This window comes from Paenibacillus sp. FSL P4-0338 (genome assembly GCF_038002365.1).
GTDB lineage: Bacteria > Bacillota > Bacilli > Paenibacillales > Paenibacillaceae > Paenibacillus_AQ.
In genome coordinates, this window is sequence record NZ_JBBOCG010000002.1 from 1,992,912 (window position 1) to 2,016,512 (window position 23,601).

A 23,601-nucleotide genomic window follows, 5' to 3' on the forward strand; every position below is an offset into this window, starting at 1 on the left:
CAAGAGAATATGGACATAGCTTGATAGTAATAGAATGATAGTTCTCCGGGAGTATTACGGATGAGCGTAGGGATGGTGAATAGCAATGAGCAGCAATTATATACAAGCAGAACAAGAAATCGATACCTATCAAGGCAATGACCTCGGGTTAATCTACACAGCGGAATGTTGTGTATTCAAAGTCTGGGCGCCAACAGCCTTCACAGTGTCGCTCGTATTATATGCAACAGGCGGAAACGGGCTGACCCCGCAGACCACAGATTACAAGGACAGCGGCAAAATTCTTAGTATGGAGCGCACTGAGGGCGGGGTATGGACGATCCAGGTTCCCGGTAATCTCAAGGGGAAATATTATATGTACCGCGCCGTATTTGCGGACGGGTCGATTAATGAAGCGGCCGATCCTTACGCTACGGCTGTGTCGGCCAATGGAACTCGGACGGCCATCGTGGATTTGTCCGAGACACACCCGGATGGCTGGGAGAACGATGCTTCTCCGGTGCTGCCGCATCCGGCAGATGCTGTAATCTATGAGCTGCATGTGCGCGATTTCTCGTCAGACCCTAGCTCTGGTCTGACGTATAAGGGGAAGTTCAAGGCCTTCACCGAGACTGGCCTGCGTGATGAGGCAGGTCATCTGCTGGGCATTGATCATCTGGCTGAGCTGGGCATCACGCATGTTCATCTGCTGCCGGTGTTCGATTACCAGACGGTGGATGAGCTGGGCAAGGCAGGGGAAGAACCGGCATCCTCCATCTTCACAGACTACAACTGGGGCTATGATCCCCAGCACTATAATGTGCCGGAAGGCTCTTACAGCACAGACCCGGCTAACCCGCTAACCCGTATCCGGGAATTCAAGGAGATGGTCCAGGCGCTGCACAGCCGCGGCATCTCGGTGATTATGGATGTGGTCTACAATCATACCTATGGCTTCCAGAAGGGTCCCTTCCAGCCGCTGGTGCCGGACTATTACTACCGTCATGATCAGAGCGGCCGGCTCTCTAACGGCTCGGGCGTCGGCAATGAGCTGGCTACAGAGCGGCCGATGGTCCGCAAGTATATCAAGGATTCCCTGTCCTACTGGGCTAAGGAGTACCATATTGACGGGTTCCGCTTCGATCTGATGGGGCTGATGGACAGCGTGACCATGCGCGAGATTACCGAGGAGCTGCGGCTGGAGATTAATCCGGGGCTGCTGCTCTACGGTGAGCCGTGGACAGGCGGCGACTCGCCGCTTGCTGCCAAGACGCTGAAGGGCGTGCAGCGCGGCAAAGGCTACGCCGTCTTCAACGACAACTTTCGCGCAGCCATCAAGGGAGACAGCGACGGCTGGGGCAAAGGCTTCGTGACCGGGGAATACGGCAAAGAAGGCGCGATCGCGTCCGGGGTGAGCGGGGCGATTCATGAATTCACCGATGCGCCTACAGAGACTGTGAACTATGTAACCGCACATGATAATCTCAACCTGTGGGACAAAATTCTGGCTACCCGGGGACTTCGCGGGGAAGCCGGACTGCCGGAGCTTGAGGGCGGCAAGTTGCGGGGCGGCGGGGATCTGAAGGCCGCATTAGAGCAGGCGAATCCGTATGTGGGAGTAGATCCCGAGAATGTGCTGGACCATGAGACGGTACGCCGTTCATTGCTGGCTAACGGAATCATTCTGACCTCGCAGGGAATTCCGTTCCTCCATGCCGGGGATGAGCTGCTGCGCAGCAAATACGGAGATCATAACAGCTATCGCAGCCCGGACTGTATCAATGCGATCCGCTGGGAGAACAAAAGCAAATTCATTGCAGTATTTCAATATTACAAAGGTCTGATTGAACTGCGCCGGACACATCCGGCCTTCCGCCTGCACGGGCGCCAGGAGATTGAGCGCAGTCTGGAGTTCCTGCGCTGTGACGGCGGAGTCGTTGCCTATAGACTGAAGGATCACGCCGGCGGAGATACATGGAATAATATTGTGGTGATCTATAATGCCAATATGGAGCCGGTCACCCAGTGCCTCCCGGAGACCTCCGGCTGCTGGAACATCATAGTCGATCATACCCATGCCGGACTGGAAGCCTTCCGGCAGACGGAGAACGGCAGTGTAGAGGTCGCCGGACTGTCGATGATGGTACTCTATGATAAATACGGGGAGCCTGAGCCGAGATCGAAGATTGTAGAAGTTCATTATGACCGCCCGGACGGCGATTACCGGGGCTGGAATCTTTGGGTGTGGGGTACAGGCATTCAGGATGGACAACAGGACTTCCAGCACATGGAGGAAGGTCATGCCGTAGCACGGATTGAAGTGCTGCCGGGGACATCCACAATAGGCTACATCCTCCGGCTGAACGATTGGGAGGAGAAGGACGGCACCGCTGACCGCTTCATCGACTGCTCAGGCAGCGGGGAGCAGGTTATCAAAGTGACCGTTCGGGAGCGTAGTCCAGAACATAGGACAGAGCTGGCTGATCCGTTGCACCAGACCAGCTAGAACATTAGAAGAGCTGATTCGTTCCATCCCCTGGGGGAAGGAGCCGATCAGCTCTTTTTGGCTATGAATTATTAAAGTAGCCTTAGTATAGGAGTCAGCATCTGCTGGCGCTAGTTCCGCTGATCACTGTACTTCTTATCCACATGCTCGCTGTACAGGTTAGCCTCATTGCCGCCATGGTTCTTGGAGCGGTACATCGCAAGATCGGCGGCACGGAGCAACTCGTTGATGCTGCTGCCGTGCTGCGGGTACAGAGCCACGCCAATGCTGGCAGAGGTGTGGAAGCTGGAGCCCTGGTTGATGGACCAGGATTTGTTGAATAGCTGGAGCAGACGGTTCAGCAGCTCGTCCAGCATTTGCGGGCTGGTGAACCGGTGCAGCACCACGGCGAATTCGTCCCCGCCGATCCGGAAGGCCTGGCCGGAGCCCTTCACGGTCTGCTGCAGCTCCCGGGAGAGGAGCTGCAGGAATTCATCTCCGGCCAGATGGCCGAGTGTATCATTCAGCTGCTTGAACCGGTCGCAGTCCAGCAGCGCCACGGCGATCTCCTGCCGGCGCTCCTCGGGCTGGTTGATCAGGTTCTCCATGTACATTTTGAAATGGGCACGGTTGGGAATGGCAGTCAGATGATCATAGAAGGCCAGCTTGTGCAGCCGCTCCTCATATTGCTTGCGCTGGGTAATCTCACGCGAGACCAGCATGAACTGCGCCGGGAAATTGCGGCTGCCCGCAATCGGGGTAACCTTGGTCTCCAGCCACACCCAATGCCCTTCGGCCGAACGCATGCGCAGCTCGGATATTCTCGGTGAAGACTGCACCACGCTCTTGAGCTTGGCCCAGGAGATTTCGGCTTCACGGATATAGTTGGAGAGCGGTGCTCCTTTGCTTGGCACATAGCCAAGTGCAGTTGCATGGGAAGGCGAGGCATACAAGATCAGACCGTTCGGATCTGTCAGCACAATGAAGTCAGACATCGTCTCACCGATCAGCTGGTAGAGTGATTTCTCATCCTGCATTTCGTTCTGCAGGGAGATGAGTCTGCGGCTGAGATAGAAGATGACCAGAACAAGCAGGAACAGAAATACGGAATAGACGGCGAACAGAGAGCTTTTGAGATTATTGAACTCCGTCATCACCTGGCTGGCAAAGCTATCAATCTTATCCTCGGCCAGATTCAGGCTTTCCCGTACTTCATTCAGCTCCGTATGTATGGTGAGGGCAGAATAAGAGGCAGGGTTCCAGCCGCTCTGGACCCGCTGCGAGATCAGCTCCCGGCCGTTATCCCTCCACGCGGTGAGCGTGGTTCCGAAGTGATCCAGCTCATTCCTCAGCTCGTCCAGCAGCAGCTCGCTCTGCTTCATTCCATTGAACGGGCTCTTCACGGCATCCAGATTGTAGCGGGCGGTATTGACCCGCTGCAGCGCCTGGGCATTATTGTCCTCGAATTCCTGCGACAGCGTACTGCGCTGCGCGCTGGTCAGCGCCCCGCCGACTGTGGTCTGAAGCGCAAGGGCTGCCTGATACAGATCGCGGTCGGCATTCAGAATGAGCTCGGAATTCTGGTAGACGTCACTGTATAAGGAATCGGATAATTTGTTCATCGTATGATTCAGAATCAGCAGGGAGGCCACACTGATCCCAACCAGAAGAACGGTGATCGACGTGAATAATATAATCAGTCTGTGTGTACTTGTGTTTTCCGAAAAAACTGCCACTGTCATCCTCTCCCCGCACAGAACTTTTGCAAATCTCATGGGTGTAGCTTTGGTGCATGCGAAACTTATCCTTATGCGGAATATGGCTTCATGCAGGCATTTAAGAGAGTATATGTTAGCGAGTCCTAGAGAGCAGGGGAAGAAAGAGGCAACAGAAAGAATAACTTCCGATTAGATCGCGGTTTCTTTTCACCAGTATATAGGACATCCCTTAAGCAGAGCAATTGCTGAAAAAATAATAAGCCCCGTCAGCTTCCGCTGCGGATGTACAGGCCGTGAAGCGGACCGTGGAGCCGGAGTGGAAACAGTGGAGACATATCCGTTACAGCCGATACAAAGAACTATTATGTATTCTTAACTACTATGTAAAGATATTCTCACCTTTGAGTCCTATTACCCACTTTTACTGCAAACGATACCCCTATGGTATCAATTGTGCATTAAAAATATAATAGAAAAATCCGCCAGCCCAGGGATCTGAGACTAGCGGATGGAACAGCAGATTACAAACTGCAGCGTCTAGGAGGATGCTACTCGTTGCGCAGCGCATAGATAGGGCGCATTCTTGCAGCCTTGCTTGCAGGAATCATTCCGAAGAGGACGCCGATGATCAAGGAGAATGAAAAGGAGATCAGCACCATATTCCAGGAGGGCGCCACATTCAAGGAGGTATAATTACCGACAGCCCAGCTGGCGCCAAGTCCCAGTGCGACTCCGATCAGGCCCCCGGTTCCGCTTAAGACTATGGACTCGATCATGAACTGCATCATAATGTTCTTTTTTTTGGCTCCAATGGCCTTGCGGATGCCTATCTCTCTGGTTCGCTCATTGACCGAGACAATCATAATGTTCATAATCCCTATTCCGCCTACAAATAACGAAATACCGGCGATACCGCCAAGGGCCATGGACAGAGTGGCGCTGGTTTCATTCACCGTTTCCAGCATCTCACGGGAATCAAAGACAGAGTAGGCATTCTCGGCTGCACTGAATTTGGCTGTAAGGCTGGCCTCCAGCTTGGTTTTGACCTTATCCACATTGTCATTGGAAGTGGTTGTGAGCGTAATGGAGCGGACTCCCTTGCTCTGCAGGAACCGTTCGGCTGTAGAGATGGGGATCAGCAGCTTCTCGTCGCTCGAACCGACGCTGGTGGAGCCTTTACTCTCCAGCAGCCCGACGATCTTGAAGCTGCTTCCGTTGATCTGTACCTTTTGGCCTACAGGATTATCTGTACCGAATAGATCCTCCGCTGTATCTGATCCGATTAACGCTACCTTCTGCCGGTATTCTGTGTCCATCTCAAGCAGGAATCTTCCGGATTGCACATGGAAATCCTGGACCTCTTCGTAGGCAGGTGTAATGCCTTCAACGGATACGGAAACGTTCTCTGTACCGTGCTTGGCGGTAACGTTCCCGGAGATTATCGGGGATACATTATCCACCCCTTCAATCTCACCCAAGGCCAGGGCCTCCTCGTAGGTTAGCGAAGTGGTGGCTCCGCGGCCCGTAATGTTGACGGTCAGCTGGTTGGTTCCCAGGGAGCTTAGGGACTCTGTAATCTGTGAGGTGGTGCCCTGACCCACAGCGACAAGTGCAATGACGGAGGAGACCCCGATAATGATGCCCAGCATGGTAAGAAAGGCTCTTATTTTGCTGCTCAGGATACTTTTGAAGGCCATTTTCATACTCTGGTACAGCATCATGAATGTGCCACCTTCCGATCCTCTACAAGATCCCCGTCTTGAATCCGGATCACCCGTTTGGCCTGCTCGGCAATCTCCAGGTCATGCGTGATCAGAATAATGGTATGTCCCTGTTCGTTAAGCTCCTTAATCATCTGCAGAACCTCCTTGCCTGTCTTAGAGTCCAGGGCTCCGGTTGGCTCATCGGCAAGCAGAATAGGGGGGGTTCCGGCAAGTGCACGGGCAATAGCCACTCGCTGCTGCTGGCCTCCGGACAGCTCGGAGGGACGGTGATTCATTCTGCTCTCCAGGCCTACCCGGACCAGGGCATTGCGGGCAATTTCTCTTCGCTCCCTGTGGGACATTCCACGGTAGATCAAGGGCAGCTCCACATTCTCTACCGCTGATAATTTCGGCAGCAGATTGAAGTTCTGAAATATGAAGCCGATCTTCTCGTTGCGGATCTGAGCCAGCTTATTGTCAGACAGCCTGCGGATCTCCTGGCCGTCCAGGAAATAATCGCCTTCATTCGCCACATCGAGGCAGCCCAGCATGTTCATCAGGGTGGACTTGCCTGACCCTGAGGGGCCAATGATCGCAACGAATTCACCGTGATCAATGGTGAAGCTCAGGCTCCTCAGAACCGTCATCGATTCTCCGGCCATCGTGAAGCTGTGCTGCATATTCTCAACCCGGATCAGCGGTTCTGGTGAGATCATCGTCCGCCACCGCCCCCGGAGAAACCGCCCCTGCTGCCTCCGCTGCCTCCGCCGGAGAAGCCGCCACCGCTCCCGCCGGGAAAGCCTCCGCTCCCTCCGGTCATTCCTCCGCCGCCCATACCGCCTTGCTGCGGAGAGGTGGTATGGCCTGAGGAAATCACGGTTGGGAGGATCACTTCATCCCCTTCACTTAAGCCGCTGACGATTTCGATGCTGCTCTCATTGTGGATACCGGTCTCCACAGCCACCCGCTGCGTGCCGGCGGCATTGCCCGAGGCACTCCGGCTTCCGGCTGCCCTGCCGGAGAACCCGGCGCCGGCCGGGAATTCACCGCCGGGAAACGCTCCGCCCCGGGCTTCTCTGCCGCCTTGAGGGTATCCGCCGCCTTGACCGCTTCCGCGGGCAGCTCTGCCGCCGGTCTGGCCTTCTTCTCCTTCCGGCCTGATTTCGCCTTGGCCGCCGGGAGCCTGTCCGTCAGCCGCGACACTCTCAGCAGACTTGGAGCCAGCCGCTCCGTTACCAGAAGTTTTGGTGCCTGATTCATTTCCGCCGGTCACCGGCACATTGACGAAGGATTTCCCGTTTATCTTCGTGACAGCTTCGATGGGAACGGTCAGAATATCTTTCTTCTCTTCGATCGTAACCGCCACCTCCGCAGACATGCCGATAAGCACGCCCTCCGAGTTATTTAATCCTACAGTGACGTTGAACAAGGAGACGCCATTAGAGGAGGTTCCTTCTTTGGCGATATCTATAACTTTACCAGTAAAAGACTTATCCTCAAGGGCATCCAGTGTAATGGTCGAGGCTTGATTCAGCTTGATTTTGGGGATATCCAGCTCGTCTACCTGAACGGTTACACTTAGGTTCACGTAGTCGGTCATGGTGAACAGCTCTGTACCATTCTGGGCCTGTTCGCCGGCCGTAATATTCACGGCAGTGATCGTTCCATCGATCGGAGCGGTCAGCGGATCAGGCGGAGCCATATCTTCATGGATAGCAGTGATGGATTCCTGCTGGTCTACGATATCGCTATTGGCCTTATCAATGGCTTTTTTTGCCGACTCCAGCTCTTCCTCTGTCGCGTTATTCATAGCCAGCGTCTTGTAGCTCTCCTGTTTATTCGCAAGCTCTGTCTTGAGATTCTCCAGTGACTTCGTGGCTTCCTTCAGCTTATCGTCCAGATCGCCCGCGACAAATGTGATCAGCACATCGCCTTTTTTAACGACATCGCCTTTCTTAACCATGACCGTATCGACCTTCCCGGCTTCTTTGGTGCGGATGCTCTCGCTGTTGATCGCCGATACGGCACCTGAACCCGAGACACCCACCAGGATATCTCCCTTACTGGCAACTGCCGTGTTCAGAGGAGCGGCAGTGATCTGCCGGTTCTGATCCGGCCAGAACGTATAGCCCGCGATCCCTGCAATAGCAACGAGGACTATGGCTGAAGCGATAATGATGATCTTCTTCTTGTTCATTGTGCGGCTCCTTCAGTGGAAGATGTGGCTGCTTTGGCGGTAACCTCAAGGGAATAGGCCTGGCTGGCGAGCTCCGTCCGTATTCCCTGGAATTCATCGTAGAATTTAAGGGCGTAGGTGCCGGAGCTGAGATTTTTGAACAGGACGCTGGTAAGGGTCGTAGAATAAGAGTTGTTTGTTCCCAGAGTCAAGTCGGTGCCAAGCGTCAGAGTTTTCTCATGAGACTGTCCATAAGGATCGATAACCTGAAGGATGAGCTTATGCTGGTAAGCGCCTGTCTGGTAGGTAGTATCCTGATTGAGATTGTAATTGAACGTCACAGCAACGCTGCTTGCGCCCTTGGTGAGTTCCCCTGTAGAGCTGGTAACTGCCAGTGTATAAGGGAAAAACGGAACGGAGGCCAGAGTGATCAGAGGCGTAACCTCAGCCGGTGTCAGTGTCAGCGCTGCCGTATTCACGTATCCCGTCGCAGCCGTTCCTGCGGCAGTCAGTTTGCCATCCGCAATTGCTTGGCTGATATACAGCTGAAGATCTGCGGTGTCCAGAGCGGACGGAACTTTTGCCCAGAAGGTGACGAGTGTTTTGCCCTCAGGGCTGGTTGACAGCTCGGACTGGTTGGCGGTTGCTTCAAAATATTGCCCGTCAGCAGTCCTGAACTGTGCGTACAGACGGGCCAGATCTGCCTGCCGGACTTCGTCGCTGTTCATTTCCACTTCGCTGTACACAAGGCTCGAGCCGGTTCCTCTATACAGGAGGGTGAGGCGTTCCTTCACGGTGGCTTGTTTGCCGGTGGCCGTGATCTTGAAGGCTTCCCCTGCAGCTAGCGGAGCTACACTCTTAACGGCACTGTCGCTTGTGCTGAGAGAGAGGAACTGCGATACTTCTGTACCCTTGGTCTCCTGGAGAATGAGCTTGACTTGTCTGAAATCCAGGGTGTATGGAATACGACCTTGAACCGATATCTGAGTGCTGGCACCAGGGGCAAGGACCGAAGAGCTGTTGTTCGTATAAGTCTGGGCAGAGGAACTGAGATCCTTCTGATCCACCAGGAGTATTCCGGTAAAAGCAGGCAAAGTAATGGTCTTGGACGTTGCATTGCGTATCGTCATTCTGGCCTGTACCAGATCCTCGCTGCCCCAAGGCAGACGCAGCAGGGAGTCCAGAGAGACAGCGAAGGTGCCGTAGGTATTGGTTACGCTGGTCTCGGCGGCGAGATGAATCTGGCTCTCCGGCGTATAAGGGATGCGGAAATAGGCCACAGGCAGCGTTACCTTATCCGCGCTGGTTGCAGGAGCAATCATGCGCAGCTCCAGCGAATCCTGAGCCAGCTCCAGCGGAACACTGGCACTCAGCTCAATCAGCTTGTCTTCCAGCGGCTTCAGGGTCAGGCTGCTCAAGGCTGTGGACGTCACCGGGAAGCTATAGCCTTCCGCCGACTGGACGTTAAGCTCATAAGCAGGCAAAGTAACCGCTGTGCTGCCGGTATTCTTCACCCGGAACTGATAGCTCCACACACCGTTCCCGTTATCCGCATGCACAGTTGCCTTCAGCAGCTGCATGTCCACCATATTGCTGGCGATGGAGACCTTTTTGGTATAGCCCGCCGCTACAGTGAAATCTGCGGTTACCGCAGCCGGAAGCGCGTAGGAAGAGACAGGCAGGTACAGCTTGAGTCCTTCATCCAGCTTAGCGATCTGTAGCGTCATCTTGCTGAGATTCATGTAGGAGGGGATCTCGGTCATATAATAGAGCGTCTTCTTCTCCTGAGGCTGAAGCTTGAATGCGGAGCTGCTGTCATCCAGTGTAAGTGTGAAGACAGAGCCGCCCGAGGATTTCAGGTACAAGGTGTAGCCCGGATCTGTAAGCACTTTGGTACCCAGATTGGTTAAGCTAAGCCCGACCTTGGCATAGACTTTGCCGTTATAGTTGTAGATTTGCACGGATTCGGCTTTGGTGCCGGCTGTAATACCGCCGAGTTCAACCTTTCGGGTCTCCCCTGTAAGCGAGGACAGAGAATAATTGGATGGGACCGTGAACGTGCCTATCCGCTGTTCATAATTAGCGGCGCTGAAATTCCAGCCGTATATGTTGATTTTAAGTCCTTTGACAGAGGCGGCAGTTCCAATATTCGCATAGTATGTAAGGCTGGTGCTCTGTTTTGCGGGGATTTTCTTGACTGTACTGTCTGCACTGACCGGAATTCCCTTAATTACGCTGCCGCCCGCAGTTACAATTTTGGAGAAATAGTCCGCCAGATTGACGCTGCTGCCGGCAGTATTGGAATAGGTTAGCGTGTAGGTGAGAATATTACCGCCGGTTTGGCTCTGAATCCCTACATGGCTCAGCTTCACTTGAAGCGTGGTACCGAGCTTGAGCGCACTTAGACTGTTAAGTGTAGAGACTTCCGTGACCGCGCTTGCTGCTGTGGCAGCCGTTGAACCGGATGAAGCAGCATAGGCCGTGGTTCCCGGGCTTCCTGCGGTTTGAATTGCGGCAAATGTGCTGAGCAGCAGCAGAACAAATGCTTTTTTTCGTGTGAGCATGTAATTTCCTCCTTGAATGATCTCATAAGGCAAAATATCAGCATTGACTGAATGCCCGCTGAAAAAAAGCCGTCAAACCGCGCTGAAGCTTAAAAGAAGCTAAAAAAATAAGCGGAATTTGCGCGGCTTGTCAAACGGGCTGTTTTTGCATATAATAGATGGGCATATCTTCCCAAGCGGAGGATCGAAGTGCAGAGGTTATAATCCGCATACATGCAATGATGGAGAAGAGTACGCAGTGCCTGGCTTACAGGGAGGAAGCGCCGCAGATTGAGAGCGTTTCTAAGAGAGCAGAGCTGCCGAAGTTCACTCCGGAGCAGTTCCCTGAATGTGCTTCAAGGCTTCCTTGAAGAGCGCTAGTAGGGGGGACCGGCCGCAGACCGTTATTTCTGTATAAAGTGAGACAGGTCTTTGCCGCACCGAAAGAGGGAATATTGCTCTTAAGGGAAGCGTACGGCCGTCTAACAAGGGTGGTACCACGGTCTTTTCGTCCCTTTACCGGGAGGAAAGGCCTTTTTTTGTTGAACAATACGAGATTTGAGGGGGCAGTACAAGCCATGAAAGACAAATTGGAAGCACTGAAGGCTGAGGCACTGACGAAGCTGCAGGCGGTATCCGATCCGCAGATTCTGAATGACCTGCGCGTCAAATACCTTGGCAAAAAAGGCGAGCTGACAGAGGTTCTGCGCGGTATGGGCGGACTAAGCGCGGAGGAGCGTCCGGTGATCGGCCAGGTGGCCAATCTGGTGCGCAGCGCGATTGAAGAGGTGATCGGCGCCAAGCAGGAGCTGTTCGAGCAGCAGGAGACGCAGAACCGTCTCAATGCAGAGAAGGTCGATGTAACCCTGCCGGGCCGCGGCATGCCCCAGGGCGGGATTCATCCGCTCAGCCGGGTGATTCAGGAGATCGAGGATATTTTCATCGGCATGGGCTACAAGGTGGCGGAAGGACCGGAAGTGGAGACAGATTATTATAACTTCGAGGCGCTTAACCTTCCGAAGAACCATCCAGCCCGCGATATGCAAGATTCCTTCTATATTACGGAAGACATTCTGATGCGCACACAGACCTCGCCGGTTCAGATCCGCACCATGCAGGCGATGAACGGGGAGACTCCGGTCAAGGTTATCTGTCCGGGCAAGGTATTCCGCCGTGATGACGACGATGCGACCCACTCCTTCCAGTTCCATCAGATCGAAGGTCTGGTGATCGGACGCAATATCCGCATGAGCGACCTGAAGGGTACCCTGCAGCAGTTCATGAAGGAGATGTTCGGTCCTAGCGCGGGCATCCGCCTGCGCCCAAGCTTCTTCCCGTTCACCGAGCCTAGCGTTGAGGTGGATGTAAGCTGCTTCAAATGCGGCGGCGAAGGCTGCCGGCTCTGCAAGCAGAGCGGCTGGCTGGAGATTCTCGGCGCCGGTATGGTGCACCCGAATGTGCTGCGGATGGGCGGATACGATCCTGAGGTCTACAGCGGCTTCGCGTTCGGCATGGGCGCTGAACGGATTGCGATGCTGAAATACGGCATCGATGACATCCGTTACTTCTACACGAATGATATGGGTTTTGTGAAGCAGTTCAAGGGTATTTAGGGATTTGGCGGGTGTGTATGGGGCGCGAGGGACGCTTGTAAGAAAAGGTAGTGAGGTGCTGGTTTACTTTGAATCAAAGACTGTATTAGAAGGGCCGGAGGGGAATTTTGGAACTGGAGGAGCGGTAGCGACCGCCTTTAGGATTTAATTTCTACTGCAGCCAGCAGTGTAATCAGGAAATTCAATCCTAACAGCGGCCGGAAGTCCAAAACTTCTCTGGAGGTTCTGCTAGTGCAGGATGCTTCGAAGTAACCTAGGGAGCACACAGACCTTTGCTTCGACTTCTGCGTGCCCCGGCGCAGGCCGGCATGGAGATCAATACATCTGAAACAAAAAGGAAGTGTGCGATTATGAAAGTATCAACCGCCTGGCTGGCCGATTATATATCGCTGGAAGGGGTGACCGCAGATAGCTTGGCGGACAAAATCACCACCGCCGGTATCGAGATTGACGGAGTAGAACGCCGCAACAAAGGGATTTCCGGGATTGTGACCGGCTACGTGAAATCCAAAGAAAAGCACCCGGACGCCGATAAGCTGAATATCTGTATCGTCGATGCGGGACAGGGCGAGGATCTGCAGATCGTCTGCGGAGCGAAGAATGTCGCAGCGGGCCAGAAGGTTCCGGTCGCGCTGGTGGGCGCCAAGCTGCCGGGCCTGGAGATCAAAAAAGCCAAGCTGCGCGGCGTGCTGTCGCAGGGGATGATCTGCTCGGCCAAAGAGCTGGGCCTGAACGACAAGCTGCTGCCCAAAGAGCTGCAGGAAGGCATTCTCGTGCTGCCGGAGCAGACCGAGGTGGGCCAGGATATTCTCAAGGTGCTCGGACTGAATGACGAAATCCTTGATTTCGACCTGACGCCGAACCGTTCCGACTGCCTGAGCATGATCGGTGCCGCTTATGAGGTAAGCGCGGTGCTGGGCCGTGAGCTGAAGCTGGCTGATCCGGCGGCAGAGCTCGTGGAAACGGGCGGCAAGGCAGCGGACTCCATCACGGTTACAATTGAGGACGAGGCTTTCTGCAGTCATTATGCCGTGCGTTATATTGCCGGAGTGAAGACCGCGCCGTCCCCGCTGTGGATTCAGAACCGCCTGATGGCAGCCGGGGTACGTCCGATTAACAATATCGTAGACATCACCAACTATGTGATGCTGGAATATGGACAGCCGCTGCATGCATTTGACGGCGGGCAGCTCCAGGGCGGAACCATCGGTGTACGGTTTGCCCGTGAAGGTGAAGGACTCGTTACCCTTGACGGACAAGAGCGCAAGCTGGAGCCGCAGATGCTGGTTATTGCCGATGGTTCAGGCGCAATTGGCCTGGCTGGAGTGATGGGCGGACTCTCTACAGAGGTTACCGCTGACACCGTTAATATCGTACTGGAATCAGCCGAATTCGATGGCGGAACGGTACGCAAGACCTCGCGTCAGCTTGGTCTGCGCTCGGAAGCGTCCCAGCGGTTCGAGAAGGAAGTCGATCCGAATGCGGTCATCCCTGCGCTTAACCGTGCGGCTGCACTGATTGCCCGGTATGCCGGTGGAACGGTGCATGAAGGGATTGTTCAGGCCGGCAGCGTCTTTGGTCAGGAGAAGGTGCTGCAATTATCGCTGGAGAAGCTGAACCGCTATCTCGGCACGGATCTGTCGCTGCTGGAAGTGAAAACCCTGTTCGGACGTCTGCACTTCAAGTGCGGTGATGCCGCCCAGGGAATCATTGAGGTCCAGGTACCGACGCGGCGCGGCGATATCACCCAGGATGTGGATCTGATTGAAGAGATCGCCCGCTTGTACGGCTACGACAATATTCCGACCACCCTGATCGAAGGCACTACGACGCCGGGCGCGCTTACCAGACAGCAATCTCTGCGCCGCGAGCTGCGCCGCCTGCTCTCGCTGGGCGGATATCAGGAGGTTATGGGCTATTCCTTCATCCAGCCGGAGCAGAGCAACCTCTTCCCTATGCTGGCGGAAGGCAAGCAGTCAGTGAAGCTGGCGATGCCGATGAGCGAGGAACGGAGCGTGCTGCGTACTAGCCTGCTGCCGCAGCTGCTGGACATTGCGCTCTACAACACGAACCGCCGCCAAGGCGATCTGGCGTTGTTCGAAATCGGCAATGTGTTCTTCACGGAGGAAGAAGTACTTACCCGCCAGCCGAGCGAGCTGCCGGTGCTGGGGCTGCTGCTGAGCGGTACGCGTGCAGCCAAGCAGTGGAACGTGACTGCCGAGCCGGTGGACTTCTTCGACCTTAAGGGTGCGCTGGAGACGGTATTTGCGCATCTGGGTCTTACGGATCGCGTAGTCTATGAAGGGGACGCGCCTGAAGGCTATCATCCGGGACGCTCCGCTTCCATCTATCTGCTTCAGGCAGAGGGCCGCGTGAAGATCGGTTCGATGGGACAGCTTCATCCCGAGCTGCAGCGCCGGATGGATCTGGAGGATACCTATGTATCTGAAGTCCTGCTGCAGCCGCTCTATGATGAGGCGCGCGCTCAGCTGCAGTACAGCGAGCTTCACCGCTTCCCGGGCATGGAACGGGACATTGCGGTGGTAGTGGATGATGCAGTTCCGGCAGGCGATCTGATCACAGCGATCCGTGAGCATGGCGGCACTCTGCTGCAGAATGTGCAGGTATTCGATATCTACACAGGAGGCAAGATGGAGGCAGGCAAGAAGAGTGTTGCCCTGTCACTGTTGTACCGCCATACCGAGCATACGCTGACGGATGAAGAAGTTGTGGAAGTGCATGACAAAGTGGTCTCTGCGCTTGAACAAACTTTTGGTGCAGAATTAAGAAAATAGCAGGAATTGTGCAAAGCCGCAGCGAATCCATTTAGAAACAGAGATTCGCTGCGGCTTTTCTGTACCCATGTGAAGTGCGGAAGAACATGCAAATAAATGCAATGGACGCGTGCTTTTGCCAAAGGTCAGGAAATCACGCTACAATAGGAGCAAGAGCAAAGAAACCAACTTAGAATCCGCACACATACAAAGGAGGGCACAACTGTGGCTATGGACCGGACCCGTGTCGCCGTGGAGATATACGGAACTTCCTACAAGCTTGTCGGAAGCAGCACAGAATATATGAAACAGGTCGCCCGTCATGTCGATGAGCATATGCGTGCAATATCGAAATCACATTCCAGACTGGATACGCCGCGGATTGCGGTGCTTACAGCTGTACATATGGCAGAGCAGGCAATCCAGGTTCAGGATTTCAAGAATGAGCTGAATATGCTGACCGGTGAACGCACTGAGCTTCGCGTGGAGGTGTCACGCCTTCAGGAAGCGCAGCGTGAACAGCAGGAAGAATATGAGAAGCTGGAAGCGGCTACGAAGGAAGAGGCGGCGCGGCTGATTGCTGCCGCTGAAGAAGAACGCTCCAGGCATCTGGAGCAGCAGGAGCAGGAGAGGCAGCTGCATGCCCAGCTGCTGGAGGAAGAGAAGCAGGCGGCGGCCGCAGCCCGTGAGCACCTGGTGCAGGAGCTGAAGGTGCGCGAGGATGAGCTTAAGGCGCTGCGTGAGGGTCATGAAGCAGAGCAGGCTGTAAGCCGTGAGGCAGCGCGTCAGGAGCTGGAAGCCGCAGAAGCCATACGGCTGCAGCAGCTGGAAGAGATGAAGTCTGCCCATCAGCAGGAACTGGAGCAGCTGAGAGAGACACTGATCCGCGAGAAGACAGAGACGTTGTCTGCTCTGGAACAGGAACTGCATGAGACGCGGGATACGATGGGCAGCGAGATCGTGGAGATCCGCTCCACGCTTAGCAAGGAGCTGGCTGATACCAAGGCTGCGCTTACGAGTGAGCTTACCGTGGAACGGGAAGCGCTTGAGAAGGAGCTGGCCAAGAACAAGGAGCTGCGGCAGTCCCAGGGGACGCAGGAGCACCGGCACAAGCAGCAGCTTCAGGAGCTGGAGAAGCAGCTTGGTGAGCTGCGCGGCGGAACCGGGCAGCTCCAGTCCCGGCTGCGGGCGGCAGAGGCCGGGCTGAAGGGCGAACGCGATGCGCGGCTGACGCTGCTGGCGCAGTACGAAGCTGTGCTGAAGCGGGAGGAGCAGCTCGGCGAGGAGCTTAAGCTTGCCGCTGAGCAAGGAGAGCAGCAGAGTGCGGCGCTGGAGGAAGTGCGCAAGCAGGCTGCGGCTTCGCAGAGCGAGGCGGAAGCGCTCCGCAGCAAGCTGCGGGACGCAGAGGACAAGCTAAGCGTTGCGCTGGAAGAGCTGCACACGGCGAACGAGCTGGGCACCCTGCTGAACGAAGAGGTGGAAGGGCTGCGCCAGCAGGTTGCAGCTGCGCAGAGCGAGGCGGAAACGCTCCGCAGCGAACTGCGGGACGCAGAGGGCAAGCTAAGCGCTGCGCTGGAAGAGCTGCACACGGCGAGCGAGTTGGGCAACCTGCTAAACGAAGAGTTGGATGAGCTGCGTAAGCAGGTTGCGGCATCGCAGAGCGAGGCGGTAGAGATCCGCAGCGAACTGCGGGATCTAGAGGGCAAGCTAAGCGAAGCGCAGGAGGAGTTGCACACGGCTAAGGAGCTGGGCAATCTGCTGAACGATGAGCTGGGAGGGCTGCGCCAGCGTTATGAGCTGACGCAGGAAGAAGCGGCAGCACTGCGTACATCGCTGCAGGAGACAGCAGATCAGCTCAGCCGGACACAGGTCGAATTCGACCGTACGGCAGAGGAAGCGGCGTCCTGGCAGGAGCGTGCGAACAAGCATATGGAGGATATCAGCGAGCTGGAGATGAACCTTCTGGAAGAAGGGGAGAAGTCGGTAGCCTTGCAGCGCGAAGTGGAGACTCTTCGCGGACAGGCAGACGGCATGGTTCAGCAGCTTGATCAAGAGGCGCGGCTTCGTGCCGAAGCGGAGCAGGAGCTTGCCGTTCAGCAGGAGGCGGCACAGGCAGCCCGCAAGGAACTGGCTGCGCTGCGCGGCCGTTACGAGGAGCTGATCGCCCAGTACGACGAGATTCTGCAGGACGGGGAGCAGCTGAAGGAACGCTGCGAGCTGCTGGAAGCCGAAGGCGAGGAAGCTGCGCGGCGTCTGGAAGAGCTGTATGAGGCAGGCCGTGAAGCTGCGGCTACGGCGATGGAGCAGCAGGAAGCACTCCGCGAGACCCGGGAGTATGAAGCTACCTGGAAGCAGAAATATGAGGAGCTTCTGCAGCGTGAGCAGCAATGGAACGAGCAGGAAGCACAGCTGCGCGAGGAGATTGAGATCTGGCAGCAGGAGGCCGGGGAAGCCGAGGCTCAGGCGGAATCAGTCAGCCGCTCGCGCACCGAAGCAGAGCAGCGGCTGGATGAGATCGGCGAGAGCTATGAGATGGTCCAAGGCCAGCTGCGGCTGGTTCAGGCCCAGTTCGAGCTGCAGCAGGGAGAGCTGGAGAAGCTGTCCCAGGAGCATCGCAGCCTGCAGGGGGAATATGCCAAGCTACAGAGTGAATATAATGAATGGATTCAACTGATCGAACAGGATAGTTGAATGGCGGTTGCATCACAGGAAGAGCTGTTGTAAGCAGGAATGCTTAGAACGGCTTTTTCTGCTGTGCAGGGACGGGGGACGGATTCATCCTTAGTGGGACTGCAAGGGAGGGCTGCTGTTCTAAAGTTGGCTGGAGTGAAGTAATGGATAGAAGTAATTTCAAATGGAAGGAAAGTTGGCGATGGGAAGGGTTGAGTGGAGAAGATAGCTAGGCTACCATCTTGCACAAATCCTGCACTAAATACAACATTCGTACCTCTGAAGCAGCTAATTGCGGGAAATCCTGCCTAGAATGCAACATCTCAATGCCAATGACCCCTCCACCAGTAACGTTCCTGCAAAATGTGCAACATTCGGCGTTCTTAAGCTGCAATCCGTTAGAAATCCTGCAAAATGTGCAACACTTGACGATAACAGCTCATGATGAAGAGCACAAGTGCCCCTGAATCCGCCAGAAGTTAGTTAAATGAGCAAATGAAGAGAACAAGAGCTTTTGACATAATAAGTATTGCAACCGGTTACAACCCGGGGTAGGATGTTGGTTGAGGTGAACGGGATGGATAAGAAATGGGTCAGCGGCGCTGGGGTTGTTGTGCTTTTTATATTGTTGTCATATTTGTTTACAGGCTTCGCGCGTCATTCTGCCCGGATGGGCAATATCGTTAAGGAATTAAGCGGGGAGCCGATTCCGGACAAGCCCGGATATCATATTGTGCTGATCGAGCAGGAGCGGTACCACCCGTACTGGGAGATGGTCGAGAAGGGGGCGGCGGAGGCCGCAGCGAAATACGGGATAGAGATCGAATTCACGGGACCGGTGCGCAACAACATGGAGGAGCAGATCAGCCTGCTGGAAAAAGCGATTGCCGCCCAGGCGGATGCGATCATCGTGCAGGGGCTCAACGACGAGAAGTTCACGCCGGTGATTGATAAGGCGGTGAACCGGGGGATTCCGGTGATCACGATTGACACGGATGCTCCGGCCAGCCGGAGACTGGCCTATGTGGGGACCGACAATGTAGCTGCTGGTGAGACGCTGGGGCGCATGGTAGTGAAGACGACTGGCGGAAAGGGCAAAATAGGTGTGATCATCGGCAGCGAGCTGGCCAAGAACCAGCTTCAGCGCCTGGACGGGCTGAAGAATATCGTGAAGGACTATAGCGGCATGGAGATTGTCGATGTCCGCAGCTCCAACATCTCGCATATGGAGGCAATCCAGCAGGCGGCAGATATGCTGCGCTACCATCCGGAGATCGATGTGATGGTCGGCACCAGTTCAACGGACGCGCTCGGTGTTCTGCAGGCATCGAGGAGCCTGAAGCGCGGTCCGCTGACCATCATCGGCTTCGATAACCAGGCGGAGACGCTGGATGCCATCAGCCGGGGAGCGATCACAGCGACTGTGGCACAGCAGCCCTACCTGATGGGGAATATGGCAGTCCGGCTGCTCCATGAGCATTTTAATGGTGCCGAATTACAGCTCCGGTACTATACCGGTGTGAAGGTACTGGATAAGACCAATGTGCAGGAGGGGGAGAGCCTATGAGTATCCGATTGAAGCTGCTGATCTGCATTCCGCTGCTGGTGCTGCTGATGAGCTCGGTCTCCTTCGTACTGTTCCAGAGCGGGAAGAATGTGCAGGAGAGCTACCATCTGATGATGAACCGGATCATGCTGTATAAGGAGGTATCCTATGAGGTCGGCGAGAATATGCGCTCCTTGAACCGCTTCATTATGCAGGTGGATACGGACAGCTTCCCGGAGGTGGAAAGGCATCTGGGCGCGGTGCTGGAGCTGCGCAGCAGGCTGGACGGAATGAATACCATCGGGGGCAGCGGCCTTCCGCTGATGAACTACAGCCACCTTATTGATACTTTTGTGGAGCAGGCGGGTCAGATGATTACGGAGATTGACGGACAGGATGCGAATTCGCTGGCAGGTGCCTATATCGGAGCGGAGCAGACGCAGCGGTTCATCCGCGAGGAGGCTCAGGAGCTGGTTGATCTGGAGCTGGACCAATATAAGCCGATCTACGCGGAGATCATGTCCACGACAGCGAAGCTGAACCGGATGGGCAGTCTGCTGGTGATTACTGCGGCGCTGCTTAGTATCTGTATGGCGGTCTGGCTGTCCAGCAGCATTACCGGACCGATCCGCCGCCTGGTGGCAACGGCCAAGCAGATCTCGAAGGGACGGATGGATACCAAGGCGCCGGAGAGCGTCAATAACGATGAGATCAGCATACTGTGCCGCGCTTTTAACGGGATGATTGATAATATCCAGGAGCTGATGAAGGAGAACATTCAGAGTGCGGAGAAGGACCGGCTGGTCAAGGAGCTGGAGCTGAAAATGCTGCAGAGCCAGATCAATCCGCATTTCCTGTTCAACACACTGAATTCCATCGCCAAGCTTGCGTATCTGGAAGGGGCGGCGAGAACCAGTGATCTGACCGTGTCGGTCTCGCGTATGCTCCGCTATAATCTGCAAAAGCTGGACCAGGCCGTTCCGCTGCGCGAGGAGGTCGAGCATGTGAATGAGTATATCAACATCCAGCGGGCCCGCTTCCGGGACCGGATTGCTTTTGAGATGGAGATTGATGAGGAGGCGATGGACGGGATGGTGCCGTGTCTGACGCTGCAGCCGATCTTCGAGAATGCCTTCGTTCATGGTCTGGAGCAGATGGAGGAGGGGGCTATACTTACGCTATCGATCCGTTACCGCAGCGGGCAGGTGGAGATTGTGATCAGTGATAACGGGGCGGGCATGAACCGCGAGACGGTAGCCCGGCTGATGGGCTCGACTCAGCAGGAGGCGCCGCATTCCAGCGGGAAGGGCCAGTCTACCGGGCTTGGGACACATAATGTTTTTAAAAGACTGCATTTATTCTTCGACGGCCAGCAGCTCATCGAGATCAACAGCAGTGAAGGGCAGGGGACGGCGGTGCTGTTCCGGCTGCCCTTCCGGACCTCGGCCTAGAGGCACTCACCTGAAGTGAAGGGGGAAAAGATAACGATGTACAAGCTGCTGATCGCAGATGATGAAGCACTGGAGCGGGAGGGGCTGGAGCTGATGATCCGGCATCTGATCCCGGACACGTTCGAATTCCTGCATGCCGGGAACGGGCGGAAGGCGATTCAGCTGGCGGAGGAGCACCGGCCGGATATGATTTTCATGGATATTAAGATGCCCGGTATTCAGGGGCTGGAGGCGGTGCGGCAGATTCGGGAGAAGCTTCCGGCGGCGCAGATTGTGATGATTACGGCGCATGACTACTTTGCATATGCCAAGGAGGGGTTGCTGCTGGGGGTGCGCGACTATCTGCTGAAGCCGGCCCGGAGGGAAGAGGTTGCGGAGGTGCTGAGGAAGCTGATGGTGGTCATCGAGGAGGAGCGGCGGCGCAGGAATGAGCAGCTGGAGCTGCAAGAGAAGCTGGCCCATCTGCTGCCGCTGGCCGAGAATGAGCTGACCCTGATGCTGATGCTGGAGCATGTTCAGGATCTGGAGCCAGAGCAGCTGGCCGGGCTGCTGGAGCTGCACTTCAGCAAGGGCTACGCGATGGTCCTGTCTTTCCCCCGGCACGGGGAGAGCGGCTGGGAGACGTTCCGGCAGTCCAAGCGGGAGATCTATGAAGCAATCAAGCAGTTTGCCAAAACAGGACTGGGCTGCCTCGCCGGACCGCTGGCCGGGCATCAGCTGGCGCTGTTCATTCCCTTGCCGCCGGGGAGGACCGGATATTCCCAGCGTGTCAGCTCGCTGGACTGGGGAGAGCGGCTCCGCACCTATGCCGGGGAGCGCTTCGGCCTGCCCCTTGGCATCGGCATCGGCTCGATCCGCGAGGGCTGGGACGGACTTAGCCGTTCTTACCGCGAAGCTGTACGGGTATGTGCGGATCACCAGCATTCGTTCGGTGTGCATCATTACGATGATATAATCCAGAGCTCGGGGCAGACGGCGGTTTCTCTGGATGAAGAGAAGAAGCTGCTTACCGCCCTGCTCCAGCGCAGCAAGCAGGAGGCCGTCCAGCGCTTCAGCCTGCTGTATGACTCCTTCGAGCAGGTAGGGGAGCAGCCGCTGTCTGCCGTGCGGGGGGAGGTAACCGGCCTGCTGCTGTTCCTGGCCAGAGGCGTTCACTCCACGGCCGGTACGGAGCTGCTGGCTTCGCTGAACGCAGCGGAAGATCCGCGCACTCTGCGGTTAAGCGCGGAGTCCTGGCTGGAGCGGCTGATCGATGGCCTGGAGGAGGAGCAGGAGCATCACCGGTCCCATGTGCATCAGCGGGCGCTGCTCTATATCAGCCAGATGTATAAAGAGGATATCTCCATGGAACAGACGGCCGAATACGTGAACCTGAGCCCGCATTATTTCAGCAAATTGTTCCGTCAGCATGAGGGGGAGACCTTCATTGACTACATCACTCGGCTGCGGATCAATGAAGCGAAACGCCTGATCGCTGAGGAACAGCTGAACCTGAAGGAAATCTGCTATGAAGTAGGCTATAAGGACCCGAATTATTTCAGCCGGGTCTTCAAGAAGGCTGCGGGGATGACGCCAAGCGAATTCCGCCAGCAGCAGGAGAAATCGGGTCCTTGCTGAGTGAGCAAGGACTTTTTTGTGCTGTTGCCCCGGATTATCCTATGAAAGCCGGGGCGGAGAATTACATTACAGCAGGCAAGACCAAGAATGCGGGTGGATGACAAATAAGTGCAGGGAATCGCTGCTCCCGGGTCGGTTTTTCCATGCTACACTTTTTTTGTAAGCGCAATCAAATAAAGGGCTGACGAAAAGGGGCGTAGCAATCGTGAGAAAATACGGAAGAATAGTTTCCCTCGGGGTGGCGGCGATGGTGCTGGCTGCATCGATGGCGGGCTGCGGTGTGGTCTCAAGCGGTGACAACGAGAAGAAGGAATCTGCGGGAGCGGCCAAGGACGGGGACAAAATTGTCATCGGCATGTCCATGGATACCTTGAAGGAGGAGCGCTGGCAGAAGGACCGGGATATTTTCACAGCAAAAGTGCAGGAGCTTGGCGGTGAAGTGAAGGTGCTTGCCGCGAACGGGGATGATGCTACCCAGCTAAGCCAGGCGGAGCAACTGATCTCCCAGGGTGTGGATGTGCTCGTGGTTATTGCTCATAATGCGGAGGCTACGGCTCCCATCGTGGATAAGGCACATAAGGAAGGCATCAAGGTCATTGCTTATGACCGGCTGATTAACAATTCCGAGGTGGATTATTATATCTCCTTCGATAATGTGCGTGTTGGTGAATTCCAGGCTCAGGCGGTTATCGACAAGGCTCCTAAGGGCAATATCGTCTACATCGGCGGCGCGGATACCGATAACAATGCCCACATGTTCAAGGAAGGCGCGATGAATATTCTGAAGCCGCTGGCAGACAAGGGCGATATCAAAATCGTCTACGACCAGTTCTCCAAGGACTGGAAGCCCGAGGAAGCGCTGAAGAATATGGAGAATGCGCTGACCGCGAACAATAACGATGTACAGGGCGTGGTTGCAGCGAACGACGGGACAGCAGGCGGCTCAATCCAGGCGCTGACGGCACAGGGCATGGCGGGCAAAATTCCGGTATCAGGCCAGGATGCGGACCTCGCCGCTGTACAGCGTATCGCCGAAGGCACACAGCTGATGACGGTCTACAAGCCGATCAACGCGATTGCCACGAAGGCGGCGGAAATGGCGGTGGCAGCTGCCAAGGGCGAGAGCATTTCGACAGATAAGACTGTTAACAACGGTAAAATTGATGTTCCATCCGTGCTGCTTGATCCGCTTGCGGTCAACAAGGATAACCTGGATGTGCTGATCAAAGACGGCTTCCACAAGCTGGAGGATGTGTACAAGAACGTTCCCAAGGACCAGTGGCCGAAACAATAAGGGCAGCCTGTACGGCAAGCAGATGCGGCGCC

At 55.6% G+C, this 23,601-nt stretch carries 13 protein-coding genes and 1 other annotated feature; of the genes, 8 read left to right on the forward strand and 5 right to left on the reverse strand.

The window, feature by feature from the left end; all coding sequences use genetic code 11:
* The first annotated feature begins 85 nt into the window (after positions 1-85).
* Positions 86-2,485, forward strand: coding sequence for a type I pullulanase (pulA, locus tag MKZ07_RS32645; RefSeq protein ID WP_341029635.1), 2,400 nt, complete (start codon positions 86-88; stop codon positions 2,483-2,485).
* A 110-nt stretch (positions 2,486-2,595) separates the two neighbouring features.
* On the opposite strand, the gene MKZ07_RS32650 is transcribed toward pulA, so the two are convergent.
* From MKZ07_RS32650 to MKZ07_RS32670, 5 genes are all read right to left on the reverse strand, one after another.
* A complete protein-coding gene (locus MKZ07_RS32650) occupies positions 2,596-4,200 on the reverse strand; it encodes a sensor domain-containing diguanylate cyclase (protein WP_341029636.1) in 1,605 nt (534 codons plus the stop codon).
* A 530-nt stretch (positions 4,201-4,730) separates the two neighbouring features.
* Positions 4,731-5,903 carry an ABC transporter permease gene (locus MKZ07_RS32655; RefSeq protein WP_341029638.1) on the reverse strand — a complete coding sequence of 391 codons (1,173 nt, stop codon included), beginning with the start codon at positions 5,901-5,903 and terminating at the stop codon, positions 4,731-4,733.
* Entirely contained in the window at positions 5,900-6,601 is a 702-nt protein-coding gene (locus tag MKZ07_RS32660) for an ABC transporter ATP-binding protein (RefSeq protein WP_036696690.1), read from the reverse strand. The genes MKZ07_RS32655 and MKZ07_RS32660 overlap by 4 nt, the downstream gene beginning before the upstream one ends.
* Complete coding sequence (locus MKZ07_RS32665) at positions 6,598-8,082, reverse strand: efflux RND transporter periplasmic adaptor subunit (protein WP_341029640.1); 1,485 nt, start codon at positions 8,080-8,082, stop codon at positions 6,598-6,600. The genes MKZ07_RS32660 and MKZ07_RS32665 overlap by 4 nt, the downstream gene beginning before the upstream one ends.
* Entirely contained in the window at positions 8,079-10,625 is a 2,547-nt protein-coding gene (locus tag MKZ07_RS32670; protein ID WP_341029642.1) for a hypothetical protein, read from the reverse strand. The genes MKZ07_RS32665 and MKZ07_RS32670 overlap by 4 nt, the downstream gene beginning before the upstream one ends.
* A 209-nt stretch (positions 10,626-10,834) precedes the next feature.
* Positions 10,835-11,123: a binding site (T-box leader), on the forward strand.
* 59 nt (positions 11,124-11,182) lie between these two features.
* Here MKZ07_RS32670 and pheS point away from each other — a divergent pair.
* The 7 genes from pheS (at position 11,183) to xylF (ending at position 23,569) form a co-directional block, all read left to right on the forward strand.
* Positions 11,183-12,217 carry a phenylalanine--tRNA ligase subunit alpha gene (gene pheS, locus MKZ07_RS32675; protein ID WP_036696692.1) on the forward strand — a complete coding sequence of 345 codons (1,035 nt, stop codon included), beginning with the start codon at positions 11,183-11,185 and terminating at the stop codon, positions 12,215-12,217.
* 350 nt (positions 12,218-12,567) lie between these two features.
* Positions 12,568-15,012: a phenylalanine--tRNA ligase subunit beta gene (pheT, locus tag MKZ07_RS32680; RefSeq protein ID WP_036696693.1), complete on the forward strand. Its 2,445-nt coding sequence runs from the start codon at positions 12,568-12,570 to the stop codon at positions 15,010-15,012.
* A 204-nt stretch (positions 15,013-15,216) separates the two neighbouring features.
* Positions 15,217-17,682, forward strand: a complete 2,466-nt coding sequence (locus MKZ07_RS32685) for a hypothetical protein (RefSeq protein ID WP_341029647.1) — start codon at positions 15,217-15,219, stop codon at positions 17,680-17,682.
* A 556-nt stretch (positions 17,683-18,238) separates the two neighbouring features.
* A complete protein-coding gene (locus MKZ07_RS32690) occupies positions 18,239-19,228 on the forward strand; it encodes a sugar-binding protein (RefSeq protein ID WP_036696838.1) in 990 nt (329 codons plus the stop codon).
* Positions 19,225-20,658, forward strand: a complete 1,434-nt coding sequence (locus MKZ07_RS32695) for a sensor histidine kinase (RefSeq protein ID WP_036696696.1) — start codon at positions 19,225-19,227, stop codon at positions 20,656-20,658. Before MKZ07_RS32690 ends, MKZ07_RS32695 begins: the two co-directional genes overlap by 4 nt.
* 36 nt (positions 20,659-20,694) lie before the next feature.
* Entirely contained in the window at positions 20,695-22,275 is a 1,581-nt protein-coding gene (locus tag MKZ07_RS32700) for a helix-turn-helix domain-containing protein (protein ID WP_341029648.1), read from the forward strand.
* Positions 22,276-22,540: 265 nt separating this feature from the next.
* Positions 22,541-23,569 (forward strand): D-xylose ABC transporter substrate-binding protein, encoded by a 1,029-nt coding sequence (gene xylF / locus MKZ07_RS32705; RefSeq protein ID WP_341029841.1) that lies wholly within the window; start codon positions 22,541-22,543, stop codon positions 23,567-23,569.
* Positions 23,570-23,601: the final 32 nt, after the last annotated feature.